Annotated in this window: 11 protein-coding genes; 4 read left to right on the top strand and 7 right to left on the bottom strand. The window is 62.0% G+C overall.

Annotated features, from left to right (window positions below; genetic code table 11):
• Positions 1 to 63: 63 nt before the first annotated feature.
• The 3 genes from AB6803_RS19675 to AB6803_RS19685 are packed head-to-tail and all read right to left on the bottom strand — an operon-like array spanning position 64 to position 3,197.
• A complete protein-coding gene (locus AB6803_RS19675; protein WP_007692235.1) occupies positions 64 to 948 on the bottom strand; it encodes a carbohydrate ABC transporter permease in 885 nt (294 codons plus the stop codon).
• A complete protein-coding gene (locus tag AB6803_RS19680; RefSeq protein ID WP_085946446.1) occupies positions 941 to 1,876 on the bottom strand; it encodes a carbohydrate ABC transporter permease in 936 nt (311 codons plus the stop codon). The genes AB6803_RS19675 and AB6803_RS19680 overlap by 8 nt, the downstream gene beginning before the upstream one ends.
• Before the next feature lie 37 nt (positions 1,877 to 1,913).
• Positions 1,914 to 3,197: an ABC transporter substrate-binding protein gene (locus AB6803_RS19685; RefSeq protein WP_371110456.1), complete on the bottom strand. Its 1,284-nt coding sequence runs from the start codon at positions 3,195 to 3,197 to the stop codon at positions 1,914 to 1,916.
• 182 nt (positions 3,198 to 3,379) lie between these two features.
• Between AB6803_RS19685 and AB6803_RS19690 the strand changes: the two genes are divergently transcribed.
• From AB6803_RS19690 to AB6803_RS19705, 4 genes are all read left to right on the top strand, one after another.
• Positions 3,380 to 4,075: a TetR/AcrR family transcriptional regulator gene (locus tag AB6803_RS19690; protein WP_371110457.1), complete on the top strand. Its 696-nt coding sequence runs from the start codon at positions 3,380 to 3,382 to the stop codon at positions 4,073 to 4,075.
• Positions 4,076 to 4,211: 136 nt separating this feature from the next.
• Positions 4,212 to 5,357: a Gfo/Idh/MocA family protein gene (locus AB6803_RS19695; protein ID WP_371110458.1), complete on the top strand. Its 1,146-nt coding sequence runs from the start codon at positions 4,212 to 4,214 to the stop codon at positions 5,355 to 5,357.
• Between the two features lie 33 nt (positions 5,358 to 5,390).
• Complete coding sequence (locus tag AB6803_RS19700; protein WP_371110459.1) at positions 5,391 to 6,803, top strand: mandelate racemase; 1,413 nt, start codon at positions 5,391 to 5,393, stop codon at positions 6,801 to 6,803.
• 159 nt (positions 6,804 to 6,962) lie between these two features.
• Complete coding sequence (locus AB6803_RS19705) at positions 6,963 to 8,228, top strand: Gfo/Idh/MocA family protein (protein WP_371110460.1); 1,266 nt, start codon at positions 6,963 to 6,965, stop codon at positions 8,226 to 8,228.
• 19 nt (positions 8,229 to 8,247) lie between these two features.
• Here the strand turns inward: AB6803_RS19705 and AB6803_RS19710 are convergent, their stop codons facing one another.
• The 4 genes from AB6803_RS19710 to AB6803_RS19725 form a co-directional block, all read right to left on the bottom strand.
• The gene (locus AB6803_RS19710) at positions 8,248 to 8,835 is read right to left on the bottom strand and encodes a transglycosylase SLT domain-containing protein (protein ID WP_371110461.1); all 588 of its coding nucleotides are present in this window, start codon (positions 8,833 to 8,835) and stop codon (positions 8,248 to 8,250) included.
• Positions 8,836 to 8,949: 114 nt separating this feature from the next.
• Positions 8,950 to 9,972, bottom strand: coding sequence for a hydroxyacid dehydrogenase (locus AB6803_RS19715; RefSeq protein ID WP_371110462.1), 1,023 nt, complete (start codon positions 9,970 to 9,972; stop codon positions 8,950 to 8,952).
• Positions 9,969 to 11,825 carry a DUF2264 domain-containing protein gene (locus AB6803_RS19720; RefSeq protein WP_371110463.1) on the bottom strand — a complete coding sequence of 619 codons (1,857 nt, stop codon included), beginning with the start codon at positions 11,823 to 11,825 and terminating at the stop codon, positions 9,969 to 9,971. The genes AB6803_RS19715 and AB6803_RS19720 overlap by 4 nt, the downstream gene beginning before the upstream one ends.
• Positions 11,826 to 11,866: 41 nt before the next feature.
• Positions 11,867 to 12,889: a LacI family DNA-binding transcriptional regulator gene (locus AB6803_RS19725; protein WP_371110464.1), complete on the bottom strand. Its 1,023-nt coding sequence runs from the start codon at positions 12,887 to 12,889 to the stop codon at positions 11,867 to 11,869.
• Between the last annotated feature and the right edge of the window lie 41 nt (positions 12,890 to 12,930).

Below are 12,930 nucleotides of genomic sequence, written 5' to 3' on the forward strand. Positions count from 1 at the left end.
TTTCAGTGGATTTTGCGATGCGATCCCAATTGCTCCGAGGCTCTTGGGATCGCTTTTTCGTTTTCAGCGTTTGAGGCCGGCCGTGGCGATGCCGTCGATCAGCAGCCTCTGGAAGAACAGGAAGATCAGGAAGACGGGGATCAGCGACAGGCTCGACATGGCGAACAGGCTGCTCCAGTCGGAGCTTCCGGTCGAGTCCACGAAAGAGCGCAAGCCGAGCTGCACCGTGTAGGTATTGATATCGGAGAGATAGATCAGCGGACCGAAGAAATCGTCCCAGGTCCAGATGAAGGAGAAGATGGCGGCGGTGGCGAGAACCGGCAGCGACAGCGGCAGCATGATGCGCCAATAGATGCGCCAGGGGCTGCAGCCGTCCATCATTGCCGCTTCGTCCAGTTCGCGCGGTATGCCGCGGAAGAACTGCACCATCAGGAAGATGAAGAAGGCGTCGACCGCGAGGAATTTCGGCACGACCAGCGGCAGCATGGTCTTCACCCAGCCGAGCTTCAGGAAGAGGATATATTGCGGGATCAGCGTCACATGATAGGGCAGCATCAGCGTGCCGAGCATCAGCGCGAACCAGAAGTTCTTGCCCCAGAAATTCAGCCGCGCGAAGGCGTAGGCGGCCAGTGAGCAGGAGATGACATTGCCGATGACCGAGAGCACGGCGATGACGACGGAGTTCCAGACGAAGGAGCCGAAGTTCACCTGCCCGCCGAACCAGCCGCGCGGAAACGAGCTGAAGTCGAAATGCGACGGGATCAGCGATGCAGTACCGAAGATCTCGTTCTGGTCCTTGATCGAACCGGAGAGCATCCACAGCAGCGGATAAAGCATCACGATCGACGCACCGATCAGTGCGATGTGGATGAGGATGGAGAAGAACCAGGGACGCTCGCGCGGCGGGCTCAGGTCTTCGGGAAAGTGGGTGAGCTTCGCGTCAGTCATCGTAATGAACCCAATAACGAGCGGAGAGGAAGGAGAAGGCGGTGAAGATCGCGATGATGATCACCAGGATCCAGGCGAGCGCCGAGGCATAGCCCATGCGGAAATAGCCGAAGGCTTCCTGGTAGAGATAGAGGGTGTAGAACAGCGTCGAGTCGATCGGCCCGCCGGTGCCTGAAGAGATGACGTAGGCCGGCGTGAAGGCCTTGAAGGCGTCGATGGTCTGCACGACGGCGTTGAAGAAGATCACCGGCGTCAAAAGCGGCAGGGTGATCTTGAAGAAGATCCGCACCTTGGACGCGCCGTCGAGGCTGGCGGCTTCATAGAGATCCGTGGGGATCTGCCGGAGGCCAGCCAAGAAGATGATCATCGGCGAGCCGAACTGCCAGACGGCGAGGATCACGAGTGTGTAGAGCGAGTAGTCCGGATTGGAGATCCAGCTCGGGCCGTTGATGCCGAACAAGTACCAGAGCAGCGTGTTGACGACGCCGTCGGCATCGAAAATCTGCCGCCAGAGCACGGCGATGGCGACGCTGGAGCCGAGCAGCGACGGCAGGTAGAAGATGGCGCGATAGACCGGCAGGCCGCGAATGCCGCGGTTGAGCAACAGCGCTACCAACAACGCGAAGGTCAGCTTCAGCGGCACGGAACAGACCACGTAGAACAGCGTCACCTTCATCGACGAGATGAACTTGTCGTCGGCGGTGGCGATACGCACGTAGTTGTCCAGCCCGACCCAATCCGGCGCCTGCAGCAGGTTATAGTCGGTCAAGGACAGATAGAGCGAGGCGATCGCCGGCCCCAGCGTCAGGCCGAAGAAGCCGATCAGCCAGGGCAGGAGAAAGAGGTAGCCAGGTGCATTGCGCGAGAACGCGCTCGGCGCCTTGTAAATGGTCTCTGTTCGCGCTCGCGCGTTCGCGCCGATGGCCAGGCCACCGGCAACGCTGTTGCTGTTTGTACCCACGGTATCAGCCTCGCGTTATGTTTGCTGCTGCCTGTTCGACGAATTTCGTTGCGCCGTCCTGCGCGCTGCTTTTGCCGAAGGCGACTTCCTCGGCGATCTTCTTCAAGAGGAACGCATTTTCGCCGGCGCCGTTCGGCGGAGACGGCGGCAGTGCTCCGACATGCGGTGTCAGGCGGCCGATATAGTCGACGACCTGCTTGCTCGTCGCATCGAGGTCCTGTGTCAGAAGATCGCGGATCTTCGGCGAGGCGGGAACACCGCGCTCGACGCCGAGTGTCTTGGCTCCGTCAGGACTTTCGACCAGATAGTTGATGAAGGCGACGGCGGCGTCCTTGTTGGCGGAACTCGCCGAAACCGACATCAGCATCGACGGCTTCAGATATTGGCCGGGCTTGCTGTCCGGGTTGCTGGGATAAGCGATCAGATCCAGCTTTTCCTTGACGAGGCCCTGGATGGCGACGAACTGGTTGGAATGGGCGTAGCTGACAGCCGACTTTTTGGTCACGAGCGTGTCGGTTTCAATGGTCTGCTGGTCGAGCGCCTGCACGTCGGCCGGCACGCAGGCGCCGCTTTTGCGCAATTCGGCCCAGAAGGCGAACCAATCGGCCGCGTCCTTGGCCTCGAAGCCGAGCTTGCCGTCATTGGTGTAGAGCGCCTTGCCGTGCTGGCGCAGCCAGCATTCGAGGGCGGGTTCTCCGCCGCTTTCATCGCCGGTGCCGTAGACGCCTCGGCGCTTCTTGGCGGCCGTGAATTTGGCGCAGGCGTCACCGAGCTGTTCCCAGGTGATGCCGTCATGCGGTTGCTCGACGCCGGTTTCCTGCCAGGCGGCGGCGTTGACGACGACCATCGAGGAATTGACCCCGAGATTGACGCCATAGATCTTGCCGTCAACCTTGCCGGAATCGATGTTCGGGGCGCCGAAATCCTCGATCGTAAGGCTCTTGCCGAGATAGGGCGTCATATCGAGCAGCGTGCCGCGGCGCGCATATTCGAAGATGTAGCGATAGTCCATCTGGATGAGGTCGGGCGCATTGCCGCCGGCGGTCTGCGTGGCGAGGCGGGTCCAGTAGCTGTCCCAGCCGAAGGTTTCGCCGGCGATGGTCACATCCGGGTTCTTGGCCTGGTAGGCTTTCACGGCTGCGAATGTGCGGTCGGCGCGTTCCTTGGACCCCCACCAAAGAAGCCGCATCGCGGTTGCCGCATTGGCGCGGCCAAGTCCGATACTGCCGAAAGCAAGCGTTGCTGCCATGCCGGCAAGCAATTGCCGGCGGTCGATCGTTAAAGTCATCCTGGTCTCCTCCCCAGTTAACCGATGATCTACGAACTGCTATGCAAGATATAACTATTTGGTTACAAGTTGGATAGAAACGCGACCGCTGTCAAGCGCCAATCGTATCACAATCAAAACGGCGCACGCTGAAGCTTGAGGCATTCGCCGTAAGAGAGATGGATCGGGGAGGAGAAATGCCAATGGCGACAAAGGCGGGGCAGGGGCCCGAAAAATCCTCAAGGACCGGTGCGGATGGCAATGTGATTGCCAAGCCGAAGAAGGTGCCGCGCAATCCGCAGCGCACCCATGCCATGATCCTGGATGCGGCGACGGCGGAATTCTCCGCCCATGGTTTCGGCGGCGCCAGGGTGGATGCGATCGCGGCGCGGGCGCAGACCAACAAGCGCATGCTCTACCATTATTTCGGCGACAAGGAGGGGCTTTATGTCGCCGTGCTGGAGGCGACCTATGCGGAAATCCGCAGCGCCGAGAAACATCTGGATCTCGCTAATCGCAATCCCGAGGAGGGAATGCGGGAACTGGCGCTTTTCACCTGGCATCACTTTCTCGATCATCCGGAGTTCCTGAGCCTGCTTGTCACCGAAAACCTGCACGAGGCGCGTTATCTGAAGCGCTCCGATAAGATCCTGGCGATGCATTCGCATTTTATTGCCGAGCTGGCCGGCGTGCTGCGACGTGGTGAAGCAGCCGGCATCTTCCGGCCGGCGGTCGATCCGGTCTCCGTCTACCTGACCGTCGCAGCACTCGGTTTCTTCTATCTGTCCAACCGCCATACGCTGTCGACGATTTTTGCCCGCAAGCTGACGGCGCCCGACGCACTGAAGGCCTGGGGCGAGCATATCGTCTCGGTGACGCTCGCCTCGATCAAGGCCTAGAGAAATTTTCGAAAGGCGATTGACAAGCCCGGACAGATCGCGCCATCGTGTAACTATATAGTTACATTGGCTGCGCGGCCAAACCTTTGCTTTTCCTGACTCGGGAGGGAGTCGGGTCAAACGATCGGGAGGGATCATGAAACGCATCGGGATCATCATGCACGGCGTCACGGGACGCATGGGGCTGAACCAGCATCTCATCCGCTCGATCGTGGCGCTGCGCGCCGAGGGCGGCGTGCTCTTGTCGAACGGCGAACGCGTCATGCCGGATCCGGTGCTTGTCGGCCGCAATGCGGCGCGGCTGGAGGAGCTGGCCCGCAAATACGGCATCGAGCGCTGGACCACCGATCTCGACGGTGCGCTTGCCGATCCTGAAGATGCGATCTTCTTCGATGCCGCAACGACGCAGATGCGCGCCGATCTGGTCTCCAAGGCGCTGGACGCCGGCAAGCATATCTATTGCGAAAAGCCGATCTCGGATGATCTCGACACGGCCGTGGCGCTTGCCCGGAAGGCCAAGGCATCCGGTCTTAAGAACGGCGTGGTGCAGGACAAGCTGTTCCTGCCCGGTCTTCGCAAGATCGCCATGCTGCGCGACAGCGGCTTTTTCGGCAAGATCCTCTCGGTGCGCGGCGAGTTCGGCTACTGGGTGTTCGAGGGTGACTGGCAGACGGCACAGCGGCCGTCGTGGAACTATCGCAAGGCCGACGGCGGCGGCATCATCCTCGATATGCTTTGCCACTGGCGCTATGTGCTCGACAATCTTTTTGGGCCGGTGAAGGCGATCAGCTGCCTCGGCGCCACCCATATCCCCGAGCGCGTCGACGAGGCCGGCCGGCGCTATGTCGCCGATGCCGACGATGCGGCCTATGCCACTTTCGAGCTTGAAGGCGGCATCGTCGCCCATATCAATTCTTCCTGGGCTGTCCGCGTTCGTCGTGACGATCTCGTTACCTTCCAGGTGGACGGCACGCATGGTTCGGCGGTAGCCGGCTTGAGCCGCTGCTTCACGCAACACCGCGTCAACACGCCGAAGCCGGTGTGGAACCCGGACCAGCCGCAGACGATCGATTTCTTCGATACCTGGGACGAGGTGCCGGACAATCAGGTCTATGACAACGGCTTCAAGATCCAGTGGGAAATGTTCCTGCGCCATGTGCTCGAGGACGCGCCCTGGCACTACACGCTGACGGAAGGCGCCAAGGGCGTGCAGGTCGCCTCCCTCGGCCTGAAAAGCTGGGCCGAACGCCGCTGGCTGGATGTCGAGCCGCTGGAAATCTAAGTCGGCGCACCGCCGTAAGAGGAATGTCCTGCCATGACCGAGCCATTGAAAATCAAACTTGTCGAGGCGGAGGCTTTCGAGCGTCCCGTCAAGCTGCGGCTTCCCTTCCGTTTTGGGGCGGCGACGCTGCGGGAGGCGCGGCAGATTTTTCTGCGTGTCCGGATCGAGGATGCGAGTGGCCGTTCGGCAAGTGGGATGGCGGCGGAGTTGATGGTGCCGAAATGGTTCGACAAATCACCTGAACTCACCAATGCCGATAATGAAAACCAGCTTCGCCGCTCGCTGGCCTTAGCGCTTGATGCCTTGCAAGGTGCGGGATTGGAGACAGCCTTCACGCTGCATGCAGCCGTCGAAGCGGCCCATCATGCGCGCGCCGCGGCTGACAAGCTGAACGGCCTGGTCGCCTCCTTCGGCCTGGCGCTTGCCAACAGGGCTATCCTCGATGCCCTCTGCCGGCTGGAAGGGTTGACGGTCGCGCAAGCGATCAAGGCCAACCGCCCCGGTATCGACGCCTCGACCACAACGGATCTGGAAGGCTTCGATCTCTCAGGTTTCCTTTCGACATTGACGCCGGCGCGGAGCCTTGCCGCCCGCCACACCGTCGGCCTCGTCGATGCCATCGAGACGCGCGATATCGCAGCGGACGAGCGTCTCAACGATGGGCTGTCGGAGAGTTTCGAAGAGGCGATCGATGCCTATGGCCTGACCTTCTTCAAGGTGAAGGTGTCGGGTGTTCCCGATGCCGATATCGATCGCCTTTGCCGCATTGCCGCGGTGATCGACGCCAAAGTGCCGGCCTATTCGGTAACGCTTGATGGCAATGAACAATTCGCATCCGCCGAGGCGGTGGCCGATCTCTTGTCGCGCATCCGGGCCGAGCCGAGGCTGGCGCGATTTGCGGCCTCGATCCTGTTCGTCGAGCAGCCGATCGCTCGCGCCTATGCCTTCGAAAAGCCAGTGACGGCGCTTGCCGCTTTCAAGCCGGTCGAAATCGATGAATCCGATGCCGACATCAACGCTTTCATCACGGCGAGGCGGCTTGGCTATACCGGCATCTCCTCCAAATCTTGCAAGGGTTTCTATCGCTCGCTACTGAACCGGGCGCGCGTTGCCAAATGGAGCGCTGATGACGGCATTGCCTATTTCATGTCGGCGGAAGACCTGACGACGCAGGGCGGTCTTGCCGTACAGCAGGATCTGGCGCTCGCCTCCCTGATCGGGATGACGCATATCGAGCGCAACGGTCACCATTATGTTGATGGCATGGCCGGTGCGCCCGAGGCCGAGCAGGCAGCTTTCGCGCGGGTGCATGACGATCTCTATGCCGTTCGCGACGGGCGGACGCGGCTGAGGATCGAAGGCGGCAGGATCGCCATCGGCTCGGTCATCGGCGCCATCGGTCTCGGTTCGTCCATCGCGCCCGACTGGAGCGCGATGGAGAGATGATACCTTCTCCCCAGCGGGGAGAAGGGCGCGCGGTACGCGCGGGTTGAGGGGGCGTTGCACCGTAAGGCATCGCCGATTTCGCCGCGCCACCCCCTCATCCGCCCTTTGGGCACCTTCTCCCCGAGGGGAGAAGGAGTAACGAGACTCTGGAGGAAGAACATGCCGTCATCATCGAAGAAGCGCTATGCCCTGGTCGGAACCGGCAATCGCGGCGCTACCATGTGGGGCAAGGATCTGGTCGAGCGCTGGGGCAATGAGGTCGAGCTTGTCGCCGTCTGCGATCTCAACGCGATGCGGGCCAAACGGGCGCTGGAATATATCGGGGCGAAGGTGCCGGTCTATACCGATTTCGACGAGCTGCTGCGGGTCGAAAAGCCGGATCTCGTCATCGTCTGTACCCGCGATTCCAGTCATGACGACCTGATCGTCAAGGCGATGGAGGCCGGCGCCAATGTCATCAGCGAAAAGCCGATGACGACGACGGTCGACAAGATCAAGCGCATTCTCGATGCCGAGGCGCGGACCGGCAAGCGGCTCGACGTCTCCTTCAACTACCGCTTCGCGCCGACGGCGGCGAAGATCAAGGAGCTGATCAATTCCGGCGTCATCGGAGATGTCACCTCAGTCGATTTTCACTGGTATCTTGATACCAGCCACGGCGCCGATTATTTCCGCCGCTGGCATGCCTTCGTCGAAAATTCCGGCAGCCTCTTCGTGCATAAGGCGACGCATCACTTCGATCTTCTGAACTGGTATCTGGATTCCGATCCCGAGACGGTCTCGGCCTTCGCCGATCTCAAGCATTACGGTCGCAAGGGTCCCTTCCGCGGCGAGCGCTGTCGTAGCTGTCGGTACAAGGACGAGTGCGATTACTATCTCGATATCAGCGCGACGCCGCTGCTCGAAAGTCTCTATGAGGATCCGTCAACGGTCGATGGCTATGTCCGCGACGCCTGCGTCTTCCGCGAGGATATCGATATCCCCGACACGATGGTTTCTTCGATCCGCTATCGCAACGGCGTCAACGTCTCCTACTCGCTGAACACCTACATGCCGATCGAAGGCCACCATATCGCCTTCAACGGTCACAAGGGGCGTATCGAGATGCGGCAATACGAGAAGCAGAAATGGACGACGCCGCCGGCGGACGAGATCGTCGTCATGAAGAATTTCGGCGATGTCGAGCGCATCTGGGTGCCGCATTCCTCCGGCGGTCACTACGGCGGCGACGACCGGCTGCGCAACATGCTGCTGCAATCCGGGCCGAACGATGAACTCAGACAACGCGCCGGTTCACGCGCGGGCGCAATGTCGGTTCTCTGTGGCATCGCGGCGCTGGAAAGCAGTCGTACCGGCCAGCAGGTTTCGATCGCCGATATCTGGGGCGAGGATGGTGGTTTGAACCTGCTGGAGGCGCGGCCGTAAAGAGCCGCGCAGTCCTTAGTTAGCTGCAGCCCGGCAGTTGCTGCGCGTAGAGCGCGGTCATGCCGTTGAAGCGTTTTGCGCCGGCGAGCGCCGTCGCATTGCCGCGCCAAGCCCCCTGCAGATAGCCCTTCGTGCCGGAATAATAGGCGAGATAGAGGTCATAGGAATCGTTGAGCGCGATGCCGGTCTCGAGGTGTGTCCGGTAGTGATACCAGCCGACGAAATCGATCGCGTCGGAGAAGCTGGTGCGGCTTGCGCCCCAATTGCCTGTCTCACGCTTGTATTTTTCCCAGGTGCCGTCCAGTGCTTGCGAAAAACCGTAGGCGCTCGATGGGCGCTTCCAGGGAATGAAGCCGAGCAGGTATCGTCTGGGCGGACGCGCGCGTGGTCGGAAGCCGGATTCGGTGTAGATCGTCGCCATCAGGATCGGCACGGGAACGCCGTATTTGCGCTCGGTACGCTCGGCCGCCCGCTGCCAATTGTTGAACCAGCCGTCGCGCTGATCGAAGATCGCGCAGACATTGCGGGTACGGGTGGGCGCGGTGGCGCAGCTCGCCAGCACGCCAAGCAGCAAGACAGCCAGAATGGAAAGAACGCGAGTACGCATGACTAGAAACCTCTTCGCTAAGAGATTGCTAGCCGGGAATGATTAAAAACGAGTTTTTCGGGTGTGCCGAAATGGGGCGTTTTCAGGGTGTTTTCGTGAATTTGCTGCGTTGCGTCATGCCATGCGCGCCAGATCCTCGCGGCGGATTTCATAGAGCAGCGGTTTGCCCTCGATGAAGCGGATAGCCTCGTCCACCGCCATCTCGCCGAGGCGGCTGCGCTCTAGCCCGACGGCGCCGGCAATATGCGGTGTCAGGAAGACATTCGGCAGGTCGTAAAAGGCCGAACTTGCCTCCGGGATTTCCGGATCGGTGACGTCGATGATGGCGTCGATCCGGCCGGTTTTCAGGGTGGCGAGCAGGGCGGCTTCATCGACCAGTGCGCCGCGCGCTGTGTTGATGAAGCTGGCACCTGGTTTCATTAGGGACAGGCGTTGGACGTCGATCATATGCCGCGTCGCCGGCAGCGAAGGGGCATGCAGCGAGACGATGTCGGCGTTGGCCATCAGGGCGTCGAGCTCGGTCTTCTCGACGCCAAGGCTCGCCGCTTCCGTCTCGTCGACCATCGGATCGTAAAGCAGGATCCGGTAGTCGAAGGGGGCGAGCAGTTCGATTACGCGCCGGCCGATGCGTGATGCGCCGATGATGCCGACCGTGCGGCCGTAATTGCCGATGGCTTCGGCCTGGATCGGCTGGGTGCGGTGGCGGTTGCGGTCGGCGACATAGAGGTCGCGAAAGCGGAAGACCTGCTTGCCGGCAAAGATGATCGCGGCAAGGGTGAATTCGGCGACCGGCAGGGCATTGGCCTGCGCCGCATGGCTGACCACGATATTCCTGTCGAACAGGCCGTTCTCGATCAGGCCCTTTACCGTGCCCGCCGCATGCGCCACCAGCTTTAAGTTCGGCGCTTGCGCCAGCACGGCCTCGTCGATGTGCGGCGAGCCCCAGCCGGTGATCAGGATTTCCGCTTTGCCGAGGAGCTTGCGCGCCCTGTCATCGTCGAAGCGTACCATCGGCGCGGCGTCGAGGACGCGGGCGATCGTGTCGAGACGTTGGATCAGAGCTGATGGTAGCACATGCTGAGTGCGCGACGGCTGCATGGCGAAAGCAACGGTCGGGCGGGAGGCAGATGGTGTCATGGCAGGCGCCCCGGCGCTTCGATGGCGCTGACGGTGGCGCCTTTTTCGGCGATCAGGGCGTGCAGGGCGTCGATGTCGGGTTTCGCGGGCGGCTTCGTCCAGGCGCCGGAGACGGCGGAGGGGTCACGCTCGGCGAGGATGGCGGAGACGAGAATGGTCTCGCCGGCCGGGATCGTGCCGCGCAATTGCGGCACCAGCGTCTTTGAGGCGATCAGGTTGGTGTTCGGCGGCGCCTTCTGCGCCACGCCGTCGCGGGCAATGGTCGAGCCGAGATCGAGAATGCCGCTGAAATCCTCCTCGCCGATTGCATAGGCGGCACCCTTGCCGGCTGAGAGCGTGTCAGCCTCGAAATCCCGCCTGGCGATCGCGAAGCCGCCTTCGGCCGTTTGCAGCGGTCGCGGCGTGACGATCTTGTGTAGGCGGACATGCCAGGGGGCGGCGGGGATCAGCCAGGTCTCGACGGTCACGTCGGCCAAGGGCGACCATTTGGCATAGAGCGTATTGCCGGCGAGCTTCGCCTCCTGATTGGTCTCGCGGACGCGGTAGTGCAGGCCGTCATCGCTAAAAGCGAGCATTGAGTCAAAGGCCGCGCCGGTGAAGGCCCGCTCGTCACTTTCGATGCTGAAGCCGTAGCGGGCGGAATAGGCGAATTTGGCGTATTTCTCCGCCCCGAAGCGCATCTGCTGGTTTTCCTGGCCGGAGGACAGCGCCACGACATCCGCCTTGCTGCGCATGATGACCATGCCGGGATGCTTGAGGGGAATGATAGCCGGCTCATTCTCTGGCGGCTTTTCCTCCGCCGTCCAGAAAGGATGAGTCTCGGGGAGCGCCAGCGGCAGGAAGGCCTTGAAGGCCCAATAGGGGGAGCCGGCGGAATTGTAGTTTTCCGACATCAGCAGGTTGGGATAGGCGTAGCCGATCGGCAATGTGCCGTCGCGGTTGGCGATCGGCTTGTCGGCCCACCAGCGCAGATGCCGAAGGCAAAGCCCCTTGATCTCGCCCCAGGGCAGCGCCTCGACATCGGCAAAGGCGAGCGCAGACCAGAAGCCGGCGCAGGCGAAGCGGTAAGTCAGGCTGCGGCCGAAGGGGATGGTGGCGCCATCGGGCGCGAACCAGTGGCGGAAATCCTTGGCGAACAACACAGCGCGCTCGCGATAGCGCTCGGCGCGGTCGTCGTTAACGAGCTTGGAATAGATCAGCCCGTAGAAATGCATGGCAAAGGGGATGTAGTGGTCGATGCGCCGGATATTGCCGTCGCGATACCAGCCGTCGGCAATGTAGAAGCCGTCCAATTCCCTCAGATAGTCCTCCGTCAGGCTGCGGTCGAAGGTGGCGCCGAGGCGGTCGAGCGCGATGTCGACCAGTACGCGGAAGAATTTCCAATTGTTGTCGGCATAGTCGAAGGTGCGGGCATGCTTGAGATAGGCGATGAGGTTGCCGCGGGCGCGGGCATCCAGCGGCTCCCAGATCTTTTCCGGTATCAGCGCCAGCGCGAAGCCCAACGCGGCAAGCTCGACCATGCGCTGGTCGCGGCCGTTAACACCGCCCCAATATTCCGGATGAGCCGGGTCGACGCCATTGGCCAGCCCCTCGGCAAAGCGGTCCCAATGGGCGAAATCTCCGCCGCCGGCGCCGAGCGGCGCAAGGCCCCAGAGCGGGCGGGCAAAACCTTCGAGATCGGCGGCGGCGCGGTCGAAATGCGCACCGGCGGCATCGATGCGGACGCGAGCATTACCCTTGGAGAAATAGGGCAGCAGCGGATCGAACAGGTCGGTCAGCGCGCAACGCATGTCGGCGCGGCTTGTGAGCGGATTGCCGGCAAGCGGATTGGTACTGACGGGATCGTAGATCATCGGTCTGGCTCTTGCTTGGTCGCCTCGACAGGAGACGCGCTTCAGGTTTCGGGCGGAAGGGTGCCGCCGGGGATCGGCGTGACGGCGTGGCAGACTTGGCGGGCAGGCGCATCGCGGTCGCGGAAGCGGGCGATCATCAGGTTGACGGCCTCGCGTCCCAGAGCGGCGCGGTCGACGCGCATGGTGGCAAGGCGCGGATTGGTCATCAGGGCGCAGGGCAGATCATCGAAGCCGACGATGGCGAAGTCGTCGGGCACGCGCAGTCCTGCTTCGATGACGGCATCGAGCACGCCGACGGCGATGAAATCGTTCATGCAGAAAGCGGCGGTAAAGCTGCGATCCTCGGCGAGGATGGCTGCGGTTGTATCATGCGCCTCCTGGCTGGAACTGCCGCGAAAGGTCATGGGCACGATCCGGCCCTCGGCGCCCTCCACCGAGGCGATCGCCGCCTCGAAGCCACGGATGCGCTCGCGGATCGTATGGCGGTGGGAGCCGGTGAAATGCAGGATACGGCGATGGCCGGCATCGAGCAGTCGGCGGGTCGCGGCATAGGCGCCGAAGAAGTTGGAGGGCGAGACGCCATCGAAGCGCAGCTTCGGATCGGTTCCGTTGACGAGCACGGTCGGCGTGCCGCTCTCCTCCAGCCAGGCGCGCAGATCGTCGGATGGATCGATGCCGACGAGGAACAGGCCCTCCGCCGCCGCCGCCTGAAGCTGCTCCTGGATGTGCTCCGGCGATGTTCTCGCCTCGCGGACAAGGCGAATATCGAAGGGCATGCCGCGCTCCGTGGCGCCGGCACGCAAGCCCTCCAGAATGCCTTCGTAGAAGACGCTGAGGCTGCCCGTGGCGCTGTCGCTGGCGATCAGTGCTAACCCTCCCGGCATGGTATCGACGGCGGACTTCAGCGGGTAGCCGAGATCGCTCGCCACCTTGAAGATCTGCTGGCGGATCGTGTCGCTGATGCCGGGTTCATTGGTCAGCACTCGTGACACCGTGGAGACGGAGACGCCGGCTCTGCTGGCAATGTCGGCCTGGGTGATGCGTTTGGATCGAAGCTCATTCATACCGCAATGTTTATGCAAATTACGCAAATTTGCAAGAAAAA

Source organism: Rhizobium sp. RCC_161_2 (genome assembly GCF_041355235.1).
GTDB lineage: Bacteria > Pseudomonadota > Alphaproteobacteria > Rhizobiales > Rhizobiaceae > Rhizobium.